The organism is Amycolatopsis sp. A1MSW2902 (genome assembly GCF_017312175.1).
In the GTDB taxonomy this organism is placed as follows: Bacteria; Actinomycetota; Actinomycetes; order Mycobacteriales; family Pseudonocardiaceae; genus Amycolatopsis; species Amycolatopsis nivea.
In genome coordinates this window covers 800,244-819,581 of sequence record NZ_QJPO01000003.1, presented here as the reverse complement: position 1 = coordinate 819,581, position 19,338 = coordinate 800,244, and the positions used below count along the sequence as shown (strand labels likewise).

Here is a 19,338-nt window from a genome sequence, read left to right as displayed (position 1 = left end):
TGACGCGGGCGAGCGCGGAACCGTGGGGAATTCGCTGCGGCGACGGGCGGCTTACAGTTCCCCGACAGTGGTCATCCGGCGAGAAAAGGGAGCCAGGTTTTCGCTGGTCACCCCTACATTGCGAGCTTTAGCTCGGATGTTCAACGGGGATCGGCCGCGCAAGCTGCTCACTTCGCCGCCGCGCGATTCGCGTTGAAGCGCGCCTTCTTCTGCCGGTTCCCGCACGTGTTCATGTCGCACCACCTGCGGGTGCGGCTCTGGCTGGTGTCGAAGAACGCGGCCTGGCAGGTCGGCGATGCGCACAAGGCGAGTTTGCCGTCCCGCTCACCCGAAATGATGCTGATCGCGTCGGCAGCGATCACCCCGAGAGCGTCCTCCACGGCGGTCGCCGGGTTGAGCTGCCAGCGCGGTTTGCCGTCTGGCGTCAGGACCGCCGACGCCTGGCCCTGCGCGCTGCGGGCATTGATGATCTCGACCGCGGCGGCGGGGAGCGGCTCCTGGAGCGCGGCAGCGGTCGCGGCGGCGTGAATCGACTCCCGCAGTTCCCGGGCGAGCTCGAGTTGCTCGTCGGTGCAGGACTCCACGGCGAGGCCGCTCACTGCCAGCCAATCGGCGAGCCGCTGCGGGACGGGAATGCGCTCGACGGAATCGCCGCAGCGCTCGGTCAGGGTCGCCGTGAAGCTGGTCGCGAGCACGGTGCCGAGGCGGAAGTCAGGGAACGCGGCAGGCATGGAACCAGCTTAGCCGGTTGCGCTCGGACGCGGGCGGCTGCTAGAACCGTCTAAGCCGGTTCCAGCGACCCGAGGAGGACCCATGACCGCTCTGACCAGCGAAGTAGCAGTATTCGAAGCCCGTGCGACCGACGCTGACCTCGACGATCTCCGGGCGCGGCTCGCCGCGGCGAGGCTTCCGGAGGCCGAGACAGTGCGCGGTTCCCGCCGCTGGGACCAGGGCGTTCCGCTCGCCGATCTGGTCGATCTCGTGCACTACTGGCGCACCGAGTACGACTGGCGCGCGTTCGAGGAGCGCCTCGACCGGATCGGCCAGTTCCGGACGGTCATCGACGGTCTCGGGATCCACTTCCTGCACCGCCGGTCCCCGCGCGCGGACGCCGTCCCGCTGATCTTGACGCACGGCTGGCCGGGCAGCGTCGCGGAGTTCGTCGACATCGTGGACGACCTGGCGGATCCCGAAGACGCCAGCGCGCCGGCGTTTCACGTCGTGGTTCCGTCCTTGCCCGGATACGGGTACAGCGACAAACCGGCCACGACGGGGTGGGGCACGGAAAAGATCGCGGCCGCGTGGGTGGAATTGATGGACCGGCTCGGATATCGCGAGTTCCTGGCCCACGGCGGCGACTGGGGCGGCAATATCACCACGATTCTCGCCGGCCGGTTCCCGGAACGGGTTCTGGGCGTCCACACGCTGTTCGCGGAAGCCCCGCCCGGGCTGCCGACGGACGGCCTGACCGCGGACGAGCGCCGGTGGACCGAGGAAACCCGCCAGTTCTGGCGGCGTCGCGGAGCGTACGCGAAACTCCAGGCGACCGCGGCGCAGACCATCGGGTACTCGCTCGTCGACTCGCCGGTCGGGCTGCTCGCCTGGCTCGTGGACAAATTCGCGGAATGGTCGGACACCGAGGACAGTCCGTTCGAGACGATTTCCCGGGACCGCGTTCTGGACGACGTCACGCTGTATTGGCTGACGCGCTCCGGGGCGTCGGCGGCCCGGATCTACTACGAGAGCCACAATTCGCTGGACCCCGAGCTTCGCGTGGACGTTCCGGCGGCGATCACCATGTACCCCCGCGACACGGAGAAGACCCCGCGTCCTTGGGCACGGGAGCGGTTCCGGCAGATCGTCCGGTGGCGCGTGCCGGAACGCGGCGGGCATTTCCCGTCGCTGGAGGTCCCGGAGTACTTCGTCCGGGATCTGCGGGAGGGGCTCGCCGCCGTGCTGCGGGGGTGACAAATGGCAGGGGTCCGGCCCGGCGGCGGCTGGTGTGGTGAATCAGCGATTCCGATGCGAAGAGGAGAGCTGAATGCGAAAGACCATGCCGATCGCGCTTGCCGTCGCGGTGCTGGCGGGGGTGGTTTCGGCTGCCCCCGCTTCGGCCGGGCCGCGGTGGAGCGCCTGCCCGGGACAACCCGGCCTGCAGTGTTCGACCGTGACCGTTCCGCTGGACTACCGGCATCCGGACGGGCGGACGATCGACCTCGCGGTGTCCCGGCTGTCCGCGGCGAAGCCGGAGAAGCGGCGCGGGGTGCTGCTGGTCAACCCGGGCGGGCCGGGTCTCGCCGGGTCGCGCGTCCCGGCACTGCTGCCGTTTCCGCAGGCGGTGCGGGACAGCTATGACATCGTCGGCTTCGATCCGCGCGGGATCGGTTCCAGTGCGGGGTTGACCTGCGGCCTGAACGACGCGGACAAGACGCTCGCGGCCAACCCGCCCTATCCGCACAACCCGGCGGACGTGGCGAAGTCGGCCGAGTTGGCGGAGCGGATCGCCAAGCAATGCACGAGTTCCGAGACTGCCGACCTGTTGCCGTTCATCACCACCGCGAACACGGCGCGGGACATGGACCGGATCCGGGAAGCCTTGGGGGAGGCGAAGATTTCCTATTACGGCGAGTCGTACGGCACGTACCTCGGCGCGGTGTACACGACGCTGTTCCCGGACCGCAGCGACCGGATCGTGCTGGACAGCAGCTTGCCGCCGGAGGGATACGACGTCGCGGCGTTGCGCGCGCAAGGCATGGGTTTCCAGCAGCGGTTCCCCGACTTCGCGAACTTCGCCGCGAGGCACGACCAGGACTATCACCTGGGCACCACTCCGGCGGCGGTGACGAAGAAGTACTACGAGCTGGCCGACCGGCTGGACCGCAAGCCGGAGTCCGGGTTCGACGGGACGGCGTTCCGCGGCTTCACGTCCGGGGAACTCCGGAACGACGCCAGTTTCCCTGAACTGGCCACGTATTGGCATCTGCTCGACACGCATCAGCCGCTCCCCGGAGCAGCCGTGAAGGCGACCGGCGATCGCGGCAGCTTCCCCGTCGGGTACCTCGGGGTGATCTGCGGGGATTCGCAGTGGCCGACGTCGGTGCGGACCTATCAGCGCAACGTCGAGATCGACCGGGCGCGGTATCCGATGTACGGCGCATACGCCGCCAACATCCGGGCGTGCGCGTACTGGCCCGCGCCGGTGGAGCAGAAGGTGCGGATCACCGGCCAAGGACCGGCCGACGTGCTGATGGTGCAGAACCTGCGCGACCCGGCGACGCCGTTGCCCGGGGCGTTGCGCACGCGCTGGGCGTTCGGCGCCCGGGCCCGGATGGTCACCGCCGACCAGGGCGGACACGTCGCTTACGGTGCGGGCACTAACCAATGCCTCAACGACACGACGACGGCGTACCTGGTCGGCGGGAATTTCCCGGCGCGGGATCGCTTCTGTCCCGCCGAGCCTTCCCCGGCTACTCGGCGCTGAAGATCGGGGCGAAGAACGCGGCCAGCTCGGCGGTAGCGGTGAGGGGAAGGACGTTCGCGACGTATTGGTCCGGCCGTACCACCACTACCGCACCGTCGGGTGAGATGCCGCGGTCGGTGAAGATGTCTTCGGACGCATAGATCTTCTCGTAGTCGATCAGCGAGAACGGACCGGTGCGGGGCAGGAAGATCTCCGGGACCTCGCCGAGATCGACGTCCTCGTACGGCCGCGGGTAGATCACCTTCACGTCGAACCAGGCGTCGACGTCCAGGTTCTTCGGCGTGTGGGCCACGACCGGGGAGTCCGGGGAATTCCCCAGCCAGTCGGCGAAATCCGCCACCGGGGCGGCGGGTCCGAAGACGTAGACGCGCCACCGGCCGTCGGCCTGGGCATGGTGTCCTAAGTGGACCGTGTTCGCGTCGCAGACTCGCGTGACGGGTGCCGACTTGAACCGTTTGCCGATTGGGAACCCGGTTGCCAGATCCTGGTGCTCCGGCGAGGCGATGAGCACCGAAGGCTGGTAGCGCGTCATGAAACCGGACGGGAACTCGAAGGTCTTCACGTAGAACTCTTCCAGCTCCGCCGGATCGGCCAGGTCCTCCGGCCGGGCCGCCATGAGGGTCGACCATTCCTTGTCGAAGTCGATGAGGTTTTTCGCGATCAGCTGGCGTTCCGCGGAATAGGTGGCCAGCAGCGAAGCAGGACCGCGGCCGTCGAGGACGTGGCCCAGTTTCCAGCCGATGTTGAACCCGTCCTGCATCGAGACGTTCATGCCCTGTCCGGCTTTCGCGCTGTGCGTGTGGCAGGCGTCGCCGGTGATGAAGACGCGCGGGAGCCGGGTGTCGCCGACGGGAACGTCGTCGAATTTGTCGGTGAGGCGATGGCCGACCTCGTACACGCTGTGCCAGGCCACGTTCTTGACGTCCACAGTGTACGGACTCATGATCGCGTTGGCGCGCGCGATGATCTGGTCGATCGTCGTCTTCCGCACGGCGCCGTGGTCGTCCTCGGACACCTCGCCCAGATCGACGTACATCCGGAACAATGTGCCGCCCTCGCGCGGGATCAGCAGGATATTGCCGCCGTCGTGGGACTGGATGGCGCATTTCGTGCGGATGTCCGGGAAATCGGTGACGGCGAGGACGTCCATCACGCCCCACGCGTGCAGCGCCTGGTCGCCGACGAGTTGCCGGCCGATCGATTCGCGCACCGCGCTGCGGGCTCCGTCGCAGCCGACCACGTATTTGGCCCGGACCACGCGATCCTCGCCGGTGCGCGGGCCGGCGGTGTGCCGCAGTGTGACGGTGACGGGATATTCGTCGCCCTCGGTAATGGTGAGCGACTGGAATTCCAGGCCGAAATCGGGCGTCATCCGGCTCGGCGAATGGGCCATGTACTCGGCGAAATAGTCCTGCACCCGGGCCTGGTTGACGATGAGATGCGGGAATTCGCTGATCCCGGTGGGGTCGTCGGGCACGCGCGACGAGCGGACGATGCGCTTCGGATCGGCGGGATCGGGCTTCCAGAACGACATCGTGGTGATCCGGTACGCCTCCTCGACGATCCGGTTCGCGAAACCGAAGGCCTGGAACGTCTCGACGCTGCGCGCCTGGATCCCGTCCGCCTGCCCGACCTCGAGCCGTCCGCCGCGGCGTTCGACGATGCGCGTGGTGACGTGCGGGAACCGGGACAGCTGCGCGGCGGTGATCATGCCCGCGGGGCCGGTGCCCACGATCAGCACGTCGACCTCGTCCGGCAGTTCCGCGGGCCGGTCGATTCCGGTTCCGGCGGCGGGCAGGACGCGCGGTTCGCCGGAAACGTAGCCGTGGTGGTGGAACTGCATGGATTTCCTCACCTCACTGTGAGCACCAGAGGGGACCGTGTTCAATAATAGAACTCGCTGTTCAATTATTGAGTACAACGATGCTAGGGTGGGCCGCGCCGGTGCACAAGACCCCGCGGGGAAGGACCGAGTCGTGACGGAAGCCAAGCAAGCGGCCGGGTCGCAGACGTTGTCGCGCGGGCTCACCGCGCTCGAAGTGCTCGCCGAGGCCGACGCGCCGCTGTCGATCGGCGAGCTGGCCTCGCGGCTCGGGCTGCACCGGTCGATCACCTACCGCATCGTGCGCACGCTCGAGGACCACGGGCTGGTCGTGCGCGGCGCGAACGGCGAACTGGAGCTGGGGGCGCGGCTGGCGGCGTTGGCGCGCAACGTTTCCCGCGATCTTCAGTCGACCGCGCTGCCTGAGTTGACCGTGCTCGCGAACGAACTCGGCATGACGGCGTTCCTCGCGACGCTCGACGGCGAGGATTCCGTGGTCACGCTGGCCAGCGTCGAACCGCGGCAGGCGACGGCGGCGGTGGCGCAGCGCCCGGGCAGCCGGCACCCGATCACCGACGGCGCGCCGGGTCGCGCGATCCTGCAGCAGCTGCGCGGGGGGACAGCGCCGTACGAAACCAGTCATGACGAGGTGATCTCCGGGCTGTCGTCGATCGCGGTGCCGCTCGCGGTGCCCGGACAGCATCCGGCCGCGCTCGCGGTGGTGTATCTGACCGGTCCGGCGGACATCGACGCGATCGGGGAGCGGCTGGCGCGGGCGGCGCGGGTGATCCGGGCCGAACTGCATCCGTAACTCGCAATGGACGCGGTGGACAGCGGCCGGGCGAGGGAAGCACGATGGCGTCCGTGGTACAGACGACGCGCTTCGCCCGCTTCCCGCTCGGACACTTCCCGACCCCGCTCGAACCGCTGGACCGGCTCACCGCGCGATTGCGCGAACGCCACCGGGACGTACCGGACCTCTGGATCAAACGCGACGACTGCACCGGTTTGGCGACCGGCGGCAACAAAACGCGCAAGCTGGAATTCCTCGTCGGCGACGCGCTCGCGCAGGGCGCCGACACGCTGATCACCCAGGGCGCGACGCAGTCGAACCACGCCCGGCAGACCGCTGCGGCCGCCGCGCGCGCCGGACTGGCCTGCAAACTGCTGCTGGAACAGCGGCAGGTGCGCGACGAGGAGTACGAGAACTCCGGCAACGTGTTCCTCGACGAACTGCTCGGTGCCGACATCGTGGACCGGGTACCGGCTGGAACTGATATGTCAGCGGCGATGGAAGACGTGGCAGCGAAACTGCGCGCGGAGGGACGGCGGCCGTACGTGATCCCGGGCGGCGGGTCGAATCCGATCGGCGCCCTCGGGTACGTCCAGTGCGCGCTGGAGCTGGACGCCGCGCCGGTCCCGGTCGACTGGGTCGTGCACGCGACCGGAAGCACCGGCACGCAGGCCGGACTCGTCGCCGGATTGCGCGCGGTGCACAGTCCGGCGCGGGTGCTCGGCGTCAGCGTGCGGCAGCCGGAAGCCCGGCAGATCGACGCGGTGCACGGGCTGGCCGTCCGGACGGCGGAGCTGATCGGGACCGAGGTTTCCCGTGACGATGTGCTGGTGGACGACCGCTGGGTCGGCGAGGGCTACGGCGTGCCGACCCAGTCCATGGTCGACGCGGTGCGGCTGCTCGCCGAGACCGAAGGAATCCTGCTGGACCCGGTGTACTCCGGAAAGGGCTTCGCCGGTCTGCTCGGGGGAATCGCGGAAGGCCGGTTCGCCGCGACCGACCGCGTCGTCTTCGTGCACACAGGCGGCGTCGCCGGGCTGTTCGGCTACCGGTCCGCGTTCCAGTGATCGCGGGCGTCCTCGGCGGTATGGGTCCCGCGGCGACCGCGGAGTTCTACGCGAAGCTCATCGCGCGCACGGTCGCGGAGCGCGACCAGGACCACCTTCGAGTGGCGATCTGGGCCGACCCGACGGTGCCGGACCGGGTCGCCGCGGTGCTCGACGGGAGCACCGACCCGTATCCGGCTTTGCTTGCCGGAGCGGAAAAACTGCGGGATCTCGGCGCCTCCGTGATCGCCGTGCCTTGCCACACCGCGCATTTCTTCCTGGCTCGGCTGGCCGCGGACAGCGGGGTGCCGTTCGTGGACATGGTCGCGGAAACGGCGGACTTCCTCGCCGGACGGACGGGTCCGGTCGGCCTGCTCGGCACTCGCGGGACGATCGCCGCCGGGCTGTACCAACGGCGAGTGCCCGAGGTCGAGTGGGTGGTGCCGTCCGAGGCGGGGCAGCGGGAAGTCGACGCAGCGGTGGCGGCGGTGAAACGCGGCGACCTCGCCGGTGGAGCGGCGCATTTCGACCGGGCGCTGGCGGAGGTCGGCGTGCCGTTGTCGGTGCTGGCGTGCACCGAACTCCCGCTGGTGGCGGGAAACGCGACCGGGGTGCTGGACCCGACGGACCTGCTCGCCGACGCGGTGATCCGCCGCTGCGGCGGAAAACCGGTCGACGTCCGGCCGTCCGCCTGACAGAGTCCGGCCATGACCGATCTGCTGACCGCCGCGGACGTGCTGCTCATGCAGGAGCTCGCGCAGCGGATCACTGCCGTGCGCCCGGAACTCGTCAACAGCGACGCCTCCTACGGCGAGCTGGCCTGGAACTGGGGCAAAGGGCACGCCGCACAAGGCGCGAGCTGGATGCGCCGGCTGTGGTTCGCCGGCGACGACCTCGTCGCGTGGGGCTGGGCGCAACTGCCCCGGAGCGTGCGGCTCAACGACGGCTCGGTCAAAGACGTCACCGGTGCTTACCTGGCATATCAGGTCCATCCCGACCACGCCGGGCTGGTCGACGACGTGATCGACTGGTTCGACGCCACCTCGGACGGCCTCGAGCGCACCGTGCTTCCCGGCGCGGCCGACAAGTTCGGCCTGGAGCGCTGGGCGGCGCACGGCTACGGGCCCGATCCGGACGGCCTCGGCGACACCGGGTCCTGGACGCAGCTGAACGAACGCGACCTCGAGGTGCTCGAAACGCCCGTGCTGCCGGACGGTTTCCGCTTCCGCACCGCCGCCGAAGCCGGTCCGGAGGCGGCTGTGCGGGCGCATGTGGACGCGTGGGGCGTGACCGCGTACACGCTGGAAGGCTACGAGGGCGTCCGCGCGACCCCGGCGTATCGCGGCGACCTGCATGTCCTGGTCGAAGCGCCGGACGGGACGATGGCGGCGTCCACGATCATGTGGCTGGACGAGGCGAACAAGACCGTCGAGTTCGAGCCGGTCGGCACCCATCCGGACTACCGGCGGCGGGGACTGGGCAGAGCGATGCTGCTGCACGGGATGGACCGCGCGCGGGCAGCCGGAGCTGCCCACGCGACGGTTGCTTGTCTTGGCGCGCCTGGACATCCGTCGGCGCGGGAGTTGTATTACGGCGTCGGGTTCCGCGAAGTGTGCCGGGACGTGCCGCTGCTCAAGCCCGCGTGAGCGGGGGCTGGCCCATCCGCAGCGCGCCGAACTTCGCGGACGTCCGGACCGCGTCGAAGCCGTAGCTGATCATCTCGGTCTCGTACTCCCGCAGCGCGGGGAGGAGGTCGGTCTCGGTGAGCTTCCTGGCGAGCAGTTCGGCGTCGCGCAGGGCGGTGTTCGCGCCGACGCCGACCGCAGGGCTCATCGCGTGGATCGCGTCGCCGAGCAGGGTCACCGACGTGGTCGGCCACGGCTCGACCGGCACGCTGGTGCGCATGAAGATCGGGAACAGCGTCTCGGGATCGGCGAGGGCCAGCAGTTCGCTGGCTTTCGGATTCCACTTGCGGGCCAACGAAACCGTCATGTCCCGCAACTCGCGCCCGGTCGCGGCGCGGAGTTCGTCGTCGGCGCACGGCAGCAGTTCGGTGCGCGCGGCGAACAGGCACATCACGTAGTCGCTGGTGTCGGTGAGCCCTGGCAGCGACGGCGGACGCCGGGAGTGGACCGGGGCGATGCCGATGTGCTGGTGGTCCGGGCCGAAGAGCCCGCGGTAGATCCCGAACCACTCGTCGGGGATCAGCGCGGCGGTCTCGCGGGTGAGCGGGAAGCGGCCGTACATGATGCGCACACCGGTGTCCACGACGCGGGCGTGCGGCAGGTATTGGCGTCGGATAAACGAATTTACGCCGTCGGCGGCCACCAGGAGGTCCGCTGAAGCGGTGGATCCGTCGGCGAACGTCGCGGTGACGGTGTCGTCCAGGCGGTACCCGGTGCATTCGCGGCCGAACTCGACGACGTCGTCCAGCCCGTGCAGGAGGATCTCGCGCAGCGTGCGGCGGTTGATCGAGACATTGCGTTCGACCGGTTCCTCCGGCGGCGTCCCGGTGAGGTAACTGGTACGCGACGGCGTCGAACTGGCATCCCAGATCGCCCGGCTGAGAGGGGCAGGAAGCAGCCGGTCCAGCGCGTCGAGGCCGTGCGGGTCGAGCCGCAGGCGGTACCCCTGCAACCGGCCGGCCGCTGAGATGTCACGTTCGCGGACTGCGACGGCAACCCCGGCGCGGTGCAATCCCTGCGCGAGCGCGAGCCCGCCGATGCCGCCGCCGATGATCAGGACGCGAAGTTTTCCGGGCACCGCGAATTCCCCTTCTGAGTACGGAACGAGGGGACGTGCTGGACGCACCGGAAAGGTGCGAGTACGAGCGCGGCGCGCCGCCCGGACTACCTGCCGGGCCGTGGCTTTCGACGTCCTGAGCCACCCTAGCTTTTTCCGGAAGCGGATTGTCAAGGACGGATTTCCGCCTAGGCTGGGCTCATGTGCGCACCGGGGCCGGAGATCCGCGGGACGCGGGTGGAACTGCTGACCGCCCCGGACTGCCCGAACGCCGAAGCGGCCCGGTCGCTGGTGGCCGAGTGCCTCGCCGAGAGCGGCCTCGACGCGGCGGTCGTCGAACGCGTCGGCAGCTACCGTTCGCCGACGATCCTGGTCGACGGGGTCGACGTGATGGGCACACCCGGGCCGGTGACGGCGGACGCCTGCCGCCTTGACGTGCCGACCCGGGAGCGGGTTCTCGCCGCGTTGGCGGCCGTGAAGGCCTGACCGGAAGCCGTTGCAGCTCGCTAATTGTCTTCGGGGCGCCCGCCGCTCTGGTTCACATTACAGATGTAATGTACGCTCGCCCGGACGAAGCCGAGGAGGTGCGGATGAGCCGGTCCGGAACCGCGGACGACCCGACCGGGACGAAGCTCGCCCTGCGCCGGGCGGCGGTCGGCGTGGTCGCTTCCGAGGGGCTGCGCGGCCTCACCTACCGTGCGGTCGCGCGGGCGGCGGGTTGCACCACCGGCGCGGTCCAGCACCATTTCTCCTCGATCGACGACCTCCTCCAGTCCTCTTTGGACCTGGTGCTGGAGGAGAGCGCGGAGAACGGCCTGATCGGCGCCCGCACCGGCGTCTACGCGGACGGTCCCGAGGTGCGCCAGCGGTTCCGGGACAGCGCGGACCTGCAAGTGTTCCAGTACCAGCTGGTCGTGGAAGCGGCGCGGCGGCCCGAACTGCGGCCGGTCGTGCGGCGGCTCTACGACGGCTATCTCGCCGCGGTCGGCAAGGAACTGTCGGCCGACGGCGGGCTGGCCCAGCTCGTGTTCTACGCCCTCGACGGAATGTTCCTGCACCAGGCGGCGGATCCGGACGTCGATCCGGGCCCGGCGCTCGAAGCCCTGCGCGGCCTGCTCGCGGCCGCGCGTTAACCGAACCCGGACCCCCTGCCCCGGCCGCGCCCGACGCCGCCGGGGTCGAAGTGTTGCCGGATACTGTTGCGCCGCAAGAACTTCCCACTGTCCTATCCGGAATTTCGTTCTCGCTCAGGTGTTGACTTAATCAACACCTAGGGGTCAGACTCGGCGCATCCCCGAAGCCGCCGAACCGAAAGGCGTACCCGATGCCCGACACCGCCGCCGCGACCTTGCTGATCGACGGCCGCTGGCATTCCGCCCCGGCGACGTTCGACGTCGTCGACCCCGCGAGCCTCGCCGTCCTCGGCCAGGCCGCCGACGCGGGGCCCGAGCAGGCGCGGGACGCACTGGCCGCGGCCGCGCGCGCCGCCCGCGGCTGGGCGGACACCGATCCGGAGACCCGCAGCGGCCATCTGCGCGCCGCGGCCGCCGGAATCCGCGCCCGGCAAGGAGAACTGGCCGCGTTGCTGAGCCGCGAGAACGGGAAACCGCTCGCCGAGGCGAACGGCGAACTGGCCGGGGCCGCCCGGATGCTGGAGTGGGCCGCGGAGGAGGGCCGCCGCGCGTACGGGCGGGTCACGCCGGCGAACGCGGCCGGTCCCGGGCTCGTGCTGCGCTCGCCGGTCGGCCCGGTGCTCGCGATCACGCCGTGGAACTTCCCGGCCAGCATGCTGATCCGCAAGGTCGGGCTCGCGCTCGCGGCGGGCTGTCCGGTGATCGCGAAACCGGCCGAGCAGACTCCGCTGATCGCCACCGCGCTGCTGGAAATCGTGCAGGACACCGGTTTGCCTGCCGGGGTGCTGCAGTCGCTGACCACCACGCGGCCCGCGGAACTCGTCGGAGAATTGCTGGCCGACCGGCGGCTGCGCAAGGTCAGCTTCACCGGCTCCACCGAGGTCGGATTGGGCCTGCTGCGCCAGACCGGCGACATCCTCCGCCGCACGTCGCTCGAAATGGGCGGGCACTCGCCGGCGATCGTGTTCGAGGACGCCGACCTCGAAGCCGCGGCGGCGGGCGTCGTCACCGGGAAGTTCTTCAACGCCGGGCAAAGCTGCACCGCGGTGAACCGGCTGTACGTCCACGAAAGCGTCCGCGACGACCTGCTTTCCTTGATCGAAAAGAAAACCAGCGCGCTGAAGGTCGGCCGGGGCGACGCCGAAGGCACCAACGTCGGTCCGCTGATCGACGAGGCCGGTCTGGCGAAGGTGGAGAACCAGGTGGCGGACGCGGTCGGCAAGGGCGCGCGCGTGCTCGTCGGCGGCAACCGGTGGACGGATCCCGCGCTGCCGGGCCATTTCTTCGAGCCCACCGTGCTGGACGGCGTCACCCCGGACATGCTCATCAGCCGCGAGGAAACGTTCGGCCCGGTGCTCGCGGTGTCGGCCTTCCGCACCGACGACGAGGCCATCGAACTCGCCAACTCCACTGATTACGGCCTCGCCGCCTACGTGTTCGGCACCGATCTGCGCCGCATCTGGCGCACGCTCGACCGGCTCGATTTCGGCGTGTTCGGCGTCAACGACCCGGCACCGGTGCGTCCGGAACTTCCCTTCGGCGGCCAGAAGAACTCCGGCCAGGAACGCGAAGGCGGGGCCGAAGGCATCGATGCCTACACCGAGACCAAAGCCGTCGCTCTGCGGTTCTGAACCGCTCCCCGAAAGGAATCCGCGTTGACCACCGCTGAACTCGCCGCTGCCGACCAGCGCACCCTCATCCACCCGCACACCGTCATCGGCGACCCCGCCGAACCGCTCGTCCTCGACCGCGGCGAAGGCGCGCTGCTCTGGGACACCGAAGGCAACCAGTACATCGACGGCACCTGCGGCCTGTGGCAGTGCCCGGTCGGCCACGGCCGCGCCGAACTCGCCGACGTCGCCGCCGAGCAGATCCGCAAGCTGGAGTTCTACTCGTCCTTCGGCGACTACTCCAACGCTCCGTCGATCCGCCTCGGCGAACGCCTCCTGTCGCTCGCCCCGGAGGGTCTGGAACGCGTTTACCTCACCAACGGCGGTTCGGAGGGCAACGAAACCGCGATCAAACTCGCCCGCCTCGCCTTCCATCACGCCGGTTCGCCCGAGCGCACGGTGGTGTTGGCGCGGCACGGCGGTTACCACGGCATGGGCGGCGCCTCGCTGGCCGCGACTGGCATTGAAGGCCTGCGCGCCGGGTACGGTCCGCTGCTGCCGGGCGTCGAATGGCTCGGCAAACCGCACGGCATCGAGCATGGTCCCAACGCGACAGACATTCTGGTGGCCGAGCTGGAGAAGCGGATCGAGGAGATCGGTCCACATCGGATCGCCGCGTTCATCGGGGAACCGGTGCTCGGCGTCGGCGGGATGGTGCCGCCGCCGGAGGGTTACTGGCCGCGCGTGCAGGAAGTGCTGCGGCGACACGGGATTCTCCTGATCGTGGACGAGATCGTCACCGCGTTCGGCCGCACCGGGCACTGGTTCGGCAGCGAGCACTTCGGCATCGAGCCGGACATGATCGTCACCGCGAAGGGGCTCACCAGCGGGTACATTCCGATGGGTGCGGTCCTCATTGGACGGAGGGTGCTGGAGCTCGCCGAAGGCGCTGCGTTCCTGCACGGCTTCACCTACAACGGCCACCCGGTCGGTTCGGCGGTCGCGCTGGCGAACCTCGACCTGATCGAAAAGGAGAACCTGCTCGACCGCGCCACCGTCCTCGGCGCCCGGCTGCGCGAGCGGCTCGACCCGCTCGCCGAACTGCCGCACGTGCGCGAGGTCCGCGGGGTCGGCCTGATGCTCGGCATCGAGTTCGCGGACCGGCCCACCGCACCGGTGCAGGCGGGCTGCCGCGCGGACGGCGTGGTGGTCCGCGCGTCCGGGACCAGCATCGTGCTGTCCCCGCCGCTGGTGATCACCGAGGACCAGATCGACACTTTGGCCGACGTGCTGTGCAAGCACGTCGCCGCCGCGGCGAGCTGAACGGAGGAGCCATGAGACGCCGGATACCGACGCTGTTGTCCGCCGCGCTTCTGCTCACCACCGCCGGCTGCGCGATTTCCGAGGGCGGGCCGAACTCGCTCGTGTTCGTTTCCTACGGCCAAGGCGCGTACCAGGCGGGCCAGCGCGCCGCGTGGCTCGACCCGTACGAGAAGCAGACCGGGACGACGGTCACCCTCGACGGCCCGTCGAGCAACGCCAAGCTCAAGGCGATGGTCGAGGCCGGGAAGGTGACCTGGGACGTCGTCGACACCGACGCGTCCGCTGCCGCCGCGGTGTGCGGGAGCCTGCTCGAACCCGTCGACATGGGCGCGCAGGCTTCCGGGTTCCCGGAGGGCTCGCTCACCGACTGCGGGGTGCCGGACGCGTTCTTCGGCATGATGCTGATGTACGACTCGAAGGTCTACGGCAAGCATCCGCCGACGAAACTCGCGGATTTCTTCGACCCGAAGCAGTTCCCCGGACGCCGCATCATCTACGGCGGCGACCCGAGCGTCGGCACCATCGAGGCGGCGCTGCTGGCCGACGGAGTGCCGCGGGACAAGCTGTACCCGCTCGACATGCGCCGCGCGCTGCGGATGTACGACCGGATCCGGCCGCAGCTGGCCATCAGCAGCACCTACGGCGACCAGCAGCAGCGCATGGCCGGCGGGCAGGCGGACATGGCGCTGGTCGTCAGCGCGCGGGCGTTCTCGCTGCTCAAGGCCGGTGCGACGAACTGGAAAGTGGTGCCTGACATCCCGGTTCCGGTGACCTGGGATGTCCTGGTGGTGCCGAAGGGGACGGCACGCGCCGAAGAGGCGAAGAAGCTCATCCGCTTCGCCTCGCAACCGGCGCAAGCGGCGGACTTCGCCGCGCGGGCGGGCGTGGGACCGGCCAACACGGCCGCCCCCGCCGCCCGTTCGGAGATCGGCCGCCAGCTCGACATCTGGGGCGAGGGCAAGGAGGACTTGCGAGTGCTCAGCAACGTGCGCTACTGGGCGGCGAACCGGCCCGAGCTGGTCAAGGCGTGGTCGGATTGGACGACCGGATGACCGCCGTGGCGACCCGCGTCCCGGCCGTGCCGCGGGCCGGGCGCGAGAAACGGCGGACTTCGTGGCTGCTGCTCCCCGCCGCGGCGGTGGTGCTGGTGTTCTTCTTCTATCCGCTCGCCGTGATCCTGTGGCGGAGCTTCACCGAACCGTCGTTCGGGGTCGGCAATTACCTGGCGGTGCTCGGCGACGAGGTGCAGATCCGGGTGCTGCTGCGGACTTTGCGGACGGCGCTGATCATCACGGTGGCGACGCTCGTCATCGCCTATCCCTACGCGTATGCGATGACGCTCGTCGGCCGTCGCGCCCGGTCGGTGTTGACGCTGCTGGTGCTGATGCCGTTCTGGACCAGCCTGATGGCGCGCAACTTCGCCTGGTACGTGCTCGAACAGCGCGGCGGCGTCATCGACCGGATGCTGTCGGCGATCGGCATCGACGGGGTCGTGCTGCTGGGTTCGGTGGCCGGCGTGACGGTCGCGATGGTGCAGGTGATGTTGCCGTTCATGGTGCTGCCGCTGCAAAGTTCGATGCTGAGCATCGACCGCAGCCTGCTGCACGCGGCGGGCAGCCTCGGCGCGCGGCGTCCGGTCGCGTTCCTGCGGGTCTACGTGCCGCTGTCGATGCCGGGCGTGCTGGCGGGGGTGTCTGTGGTGTTCATCATGTCGCTGGGCTTCTACATCACCCCGGCGCTGCTCGGCACGCCGCAGCAGGCGCTGGTCGCACAGGTGATCGGCACCCAGGTCAACGATCTGCTGGACTTCGCGGGCGCCGGCGCGCTCGGGACGATCCTGCTGGTCGTCACGCTCGTGGTGCTCGCCGTGCTCAGCCGCGTGGCCGCGCCGCTGGGCACCAGTGCGGCTGGAGGTGCCGACCGTGGCTGACAATCCGTCCATCAGCAGGGCCGCCGCGGTGCGGCAGCGGAGTCTCGGCTGGGGCTTGCGCGTGTGGGTCGCGCTCGTCGCGTTCGTGCTCGTCGCGCCGACGCTCGTGGTGATCCCGATGAGCTTCGGCGCGGGCTCGACGTTCGAGTTCCCTCCGAAGGACTGGTCGTGGCACTGGTACGCGGAGTTCTTCACCAGCAAGCAATGGCTGGCCGCGCTGGCGAATTCGGTCCAGGTCGGGGTGCTCGCCGCGGCGCTGGCGACCGTGCTCGGCGTGGCGGCCGCGCTGGCGCTCGACCGGATGCGGCGGGGGAGGGGCATCGTCCGGCAGTTGCTGATGGCTCCGATGATCCTGCCCGGCATCGTCGTGGCGGTCGCGATTTACGGCGTCTTCCTGCGCTGGCAGCTGAACGGCACGATGCTCGGTTTCGTGCTGGCGCACGCGGTGCTGGGACTGCCGTTCGTGCTCACCTCGGTGCAGACCAGCCTCGCCGGATACGACCCGATCATGGAGAAGGCGGCGGCGAGCCTCGGCGCGCCGCGCTGGACGACGGTGCGCAAGGTCGTGCTCCCGATCATCGCGCCCGGCGTGCTGTCCGGTTTCGTGTTCGCCTTCGCCACGTCGTTCGACGAGGTCGTGGTCGCGCTGTTCCTGCAGACGCCCGCGATCAAGACGCTGCCGGTGAAAATGTACGAATCGATCGTGCTGGAAATCGACCCGACGATCGCCGCCGCGTCGAGCCTGATCGTCGTGTTCACCACCATCCTGCTGTTCGTCCCCGCCGTTCTGCGCCGAAAAGAGCAATCATGACTGACGGAATCGCGACCGCACACGTGACGAAGGCGTACCCCGGCGTCGACCGGCCCGCCGTGGACGACGTTTCGCTGCACATCGCCGACGGCGAGTTCATGACCTTCCTCGGCCCGTCCGGTTCGGGCAAGACGACCATGCTGTCGATGATCGCCGGATTCACCCCGCTCACGTCCGGATCGATCACTGTGGACGGTCAGGAGATCTCGCGGCTCAAACCGCACCGGCGGAACCTCGGGGTGGTTTTCCAGCAATATGCGCTTTTCCCGCACATGTCGGTGGCGCGCAATGTCGCGTTTGGACTGACGCGGCGCAAGGTGCCGAAGCCGGAGATCGCACGGCGGGTGGACGACGTGCTGGACCTAGTCGGATTGTCGGCGGTGCGGGATCGGTTGCCGCGCCAGCTTTCCGGCGGCCAGCAGCAGCGCGTCGCTCTGGCGCGAGCGGTGGTATACGAACCGCGCGCGTTGCTGATGGACGAGCCTTTGGGTGCGCTGGACAAGAAGCTGCGCGATCAGTTGCAGCGGGAAATCGCGCGCATGCACCGGGAATTGGGCATGACGTTCCTCTTCGTGACGCACGACCAGCAGGAGGCGTTGACGTTGTCGGACCGGATCGCGGTGTTCAACGACGGCCGGATCGAACAGGTCGGCACGCCGGAGGAATTGTACGAGCGGCCGGAGACGTTGTTCGTCGCGCAGTTCGTCGGGGAGTCCAATGCGTTGTCGCTGACGCCGGGGGAGGTGACGATCGTGCGGCCGGAACGCTTGACCCTGCGCACTTCCGCGGATCCAGTCCCGAGTGGACACCAGCGGGCGAGCGCGCAGGTGACCGACATCGTGTACGTCGGCGATCACACGCGGATTTGGCTGCAGTATTCCGACGGTGCGCGCGGGTGCGCGGTGTTGTCGGCCGGGGTCGCGCACGAGCATCGGCCCGGGGACGAGGTGATCGCGGCCTGGCATCCGGAGCATCAGGCCGTGGTGCCGAGCGCCGAAGTCCCGGAATTGGCGGCGGTATGACCGAGGATGTGCTGCTGCGCGGCGGAGTGGTCCGGACGTTCGATCCGGCAGTCGGGACCGTTTCCGCGGTGCTGGTGTCGGACGGCCGGATCGCCGCGGTCGGCGACGACGAGACGGTTTCCGCGGCGGCCGCACCGGACGCGCGGGTCGTCGAACTGGCGGGCCGGACTGTCCTTCCTGGACTGAACGACGCGCATTTGCACCTGGCTTTCCACGCCGCCGCCGGTCCGGAGTTCTGTGTGGACCTTTCGGCCGCGCCGGATCTTTCCGCGGTAGCCCGTGCGTTGACCAGTGCGCCGCCGGGGGAGTGGATCGTCGGTCGTGGCTGGCGGGAAACGACGATCGCCGAATTCGCCGATGAACGAGCGGTGCCGACCCGAGCCTGGCTCGACAGCGTGACTGGCTCGCAACCGACGGTGCTGCATCACGCGTCGTCCCACGAGGTGTGGGCGAACAGCGCGGCGCTCGCGCGGGCCGGGATCACCGCGGCGACACCGGATCCGGAAGCCGGGGAGATCGTGCGTGACGCCGCCGGCGAGCCGACCGGGGTACTCGTGGAAAGCGCGCAGGAACTGGTCGCCTCGCTGGTGCCGAAACCGAGCCGGTCCGTCCGGCTGGATTCGATCGTGCGCAGCATGGAACGGTTGAACGCCCTCGGGATGACGAGCGTGACCGATCCGATCGTCCCGCCGGACCTGTGGCAGGACTACCGGGACCTGCACGCCGCCGGCCGGCTGCGGATGCGGATCACCGCGCTGCTGCACTGGAACTGGCCGTCGCCGGCGACGTCCGCCGCCTCGCTGGCGGAACTGCTGGACGAGACGGATTTCTCGGTCGGCGACGACCTGCTGCGGATCGGCGGCATCAAACTGTTCGCCGACGGCGTGCCGACGCACTGCACCGCGTGGATGCACTCGGCGTACCCGTCCGGCGGGCACGGAAGCCTGGTGACCTTCGGCGCCGACGACGACGCGCGCGTGCGTGAGCTGCACGAACTGATCCTGGCCGCACACGTCCGGCGGGTGCGCGTGCAAGTCCACGTGACCGGGGACCGAGCGGCGGACGCGGTAGTCGACGCGATCGAGGCGGCCCAGGCCGTCGACCCCTGGCCGGAGGCGCGGCACGCCTTGATCCACGGCACCTTCTTGTCCACCGCCGTGCTCTCCCGCCTGGCGCGGTCCGGAATCGGGGTCATCACCAGCTCGCTGATGCGGACCTACAGCGGCCCGTCAATGGTCCGCGTGCTGGGCGAGGAGCGGTGGGCCGACGCTTTCCCCGCGCGAGCCCTGCTGGACCACGGCGTGGCGGTCGCCGACAGCTCGGACGCCCCGGTGACCGTGCCGGACTGGCGCCGCGGCGTCGTGACCTTCACCGGTCTGCCCGGCCCGAACGCCTTCTCCATGGTGGCCGACCCGCTGACCAGGGAGGAGGCGCTGCGCCTGTGGACCACTGGCCCGGCGTGGCTGGAACACGCGGAGTCCGTCAAGGGAACGCTCCGTGTAGGTTCCCTCGCCGACCTGGCGGTGTTCGCCCACGATCCGGTCACCGCTGCGGGTCCGGAGTTGCTCAGCGTACGGTCGGAACTGACCATGCTCGGGGGACAGGTAGTGACGGAGTGAGGTTTC

At 69.5% G+C, this 19,338-nt stretch carries 18 protein-coding genes; 15 read left to right on the top strand and 3 right to left on the bottom strand.

All coding sequences use genetic code 11. The features are described 5' to 3' along the window. Positions 1–167 precede the first annotated feature (167 nt). The gene (locus DMP23_RS46730; RefSeq protein WP_337825116.1) at positions 168–731 is read right to left on the bottom strand and encodes a CGNR zinc finger domain-containing protein; all 564 of its coding nucleotides are present in this window, start codon (positions 729–731) and stop codon (positions 168–170) included. Between the two features lie 82 nt (positions 732–813). Here DMP23_RS46730 and DMP23_RS46725 point away from each other — a divergent pair, with 82 nt between their 5' ends. Together DMP23_RS46725 and DMP23_RS46720 are read left to right on the top strand one after the other, a co-directional pair. Further along, on the top strand, positions 814–1,968 hold the full coding sequence (locus tag DMP23_RS46725) for an epoxide hydrolase family protein (RefSeq protein ID WP_337825115.1): 1,155 nt from the start codon (positions 814–816) through the stop codon (positions 1,966–1,968). A 73-nt stretch (positions 1,969–2,041) separates the two neighbouring features. Next, complete coding sequence (locus DMP23_RS46720) at positions 2,042–3,481, top strand: alpha/beta hydrolase (protein ID WP_337825114.1); 1,440 nt, start codon at positions 2,042–2,044, stop codon at positions 3,479–3,481. Here the strand turns inward: DMP23_RS46720 and DMP23_RS46715 are convergent. Next, positions 3,468–5,324 (bottom strand): FAD-binding monooxygenase, encoded by a 1,857-nt coding sequence (locus DMP23_RS46715; protein WP_337825113.1) that lies wholly within the window; start codon positions 5,322–5,324, stop codon positions 3,468–3,470. The genes DMP23_RS46720 and DMP23_RS46715 overlap by 14 nt on opposite strands. Positions 5,325–5,457: 133 nt before the next feature. Between DMP23_RS46715 and DMP23_RS46710 the strand changes: the two genes are divergently transcribed. The 4 genes from DMP23_RS46710 to DMP23_RS46695 are packed head-to-tail and all read left to right on the top strand — an operon-like array spanning position 5,458 to position 8,788. Continuing rightward, a complete protein-coding gene (locus DMP23_RS46710) occupies positions 5,458–6,114 on the top strand; it encodes an IclR family transcriptional regulator (RefSeq protein WP_336158900.1) in 657 nt (218 codons plus the stop codon). 44 nt (positions 6,115–6,158) lie between these two features. After that, complete coding sequence (locus DMP23_RS46705; RefSeq protein ID WP_337825112.1) at positions 6,159–7,163, top strand: D-cysteine desulfhydrase; 1,005 nt, start codon at positions 6,159–6,161, stop codon at positions 7,161–7,163. Beyond that, positions 7,160–7,837, top strand: a complete 678-nt coding sequence (locus DMP23_RS46700; protein WP_337825111.1) for an aspartate/glutamate racemase family protein — start codon at positions 7,160–7,162, stop codon at positions 7,835–7,837. The genes DMP23_RS46705 and DMP23_RS46700 overlap by 4 nt, the downstream gene beginning before the upstream one ends. Positions 7,838–7,849: 12 nt before the next feature. Continuing rightward, positions 7,850–8,788 carry a GNAT family N-acetyltransferase gene (locus DMP23_RS46695; protein ID WP_337825110.1) on the top strand — a complete coding sequence of 313 codons (939 nt, stop codon included), beginning with the start codon at positions 7,850–7,852 and terminating at the stop codon, positions 8,786–8,788. Here DMP23_RS46695 and DMP23_RS46690 read toward each other — a convergent pair. Beyond that, positions 8,775–9,905, bottom strand: coding sequence for an FAD-dependent oxidoreductase (locus tag DMP23_RS46690; RefSeq protein WP_337825109.1), 1,131 nt, complete (start codon positions 9,903–9,905; stop codon positions 8,775–8,777). The two genes, DMP23_RS46695 and DMP23_RS46690, sit on opposite strands and share 14 nt — an antisense overlap. Positions 9,906–10,085: 180 nt before the next feature. Here DMP23_RS46690 and DMP23_RS46685 point away from each other — a divergent pair, with 180 nt between their 5' ends. The 9 genes from DMP23_RS46685 to DMP23_RS46645 all read left to right on the top strand — a co-directional run bounded on the left by DMP23_RS46685 (position 10,086) and on the right by DMP23_RS46645 (position 19,332). Further along, a complete protein-coding gene (locus DMP23_RS46685) occupies positions 10,086–10,370 on the top strand; it encodes an alkylmercury lyase (RefSeq protein ID WP_337825108.1) in 285 nt (94 codons plus the stop codon). Between the two features lie 104 nt (positions 10,371–10,474). Further along, a complete protein-coding gene (locus DMP23_RS46680) occupies positions 10,475–11,017 on the top strand; it encodes a TetR family transcriptional regulator (RefSeq protein ID WP_043827980.1) in 543 nt (180 codons plus the stop codon). Positions 11,018–11,208: 191 nt separating this feature from the next. Further along, the gene (locus DMP23_RS46675; RefSeq protein ID WP_337825107.1) at positions 11,209–12,648 is read left to right on the top strand and encodes an aldehyde dehydrogenase family protein; all 1,440 of its coding nucleotides are present in this window, start codon (positions 11,209–11,211) and stop codon (positions 12,646–12,648) included. Positions 12,649–12,672: 24 nt separating this feature from the next. Further along, positions 12,673–13,950 carry an aminotransferase family protein gene (locus DMP23_RS46670; protein WP_337825106.1) on the top strand — a complete coding sequence of 426 codons (1,278 nt, stop codon included), beginning with the start codon at positions 12,673–12,675 and terminating at the stop codon, positions 13,948–13,950. Positions 13,951–13,961: 11 nt separating this feature from the next. Continuing rightward, complete coding sequence (locus DMP23_RS46665) at positions 13,962–15,002, top strand: extracellular solute-binding protein (protein WP_337825105.1); 1,041 nt, start codon at positions 13,962–13,964, stop codon at positions 15,000–15,002. Then, on the top strand, positions 14,999–15,880 hold the full coding sequence (locus DMP23_RS46660; protein WP_037819849.1) for an ABC transporter permease: 882 nt from the start codon (positions 14,999–15,001) through the stop codon (positions 15,878–15,880). Before DMP23_RS46665 ends, DMP23_RS46660 begins: the two co-directional genes overlap by 4 nt. Then, positions 15,873–16,691 (top strand): ABC transporter permease, encoded by an 819-nt coding sequence (locus DMP23_RS46655; protein WP_134666662.1) that lies wholly within the window; start codon positions 15,873–15,875, stop codon positions 16,689–16,691. Before DMP23_RS46660 ends, DMP23_RS46655 begins: the two co-directional genes overlap by 8 nt. Next, a complete protein-coding gene (locus DMP23_RS46650; RefSeq protein WP_337825104.1) occupies positions 16,688–17,713 on the top strand; it encodes an ABC transporter ATP-binding protein in 1,026 nt (341 codons plus the stop codon). The genes DMP23_RS46655 and DMP23_RS46650 overlap by 4 nt, the downstream gene beginning before the upstream one ends. After that, positions 17,710–19,332, top strand: coding sequence for an amidohydrolase (locus DMP23_RS46645; protein ID WP_337825103.1), 1,623 nt, complete (start codon positions 17,710–17,712; stop codon positions 19,330–19,332). Before DMP23_RS46650 ends, DMP23_RS46645 begins: the two co-directional genes overlap by 4 nt. Positions 19,333–19,338: the final 6 nt, after the last annotated feature.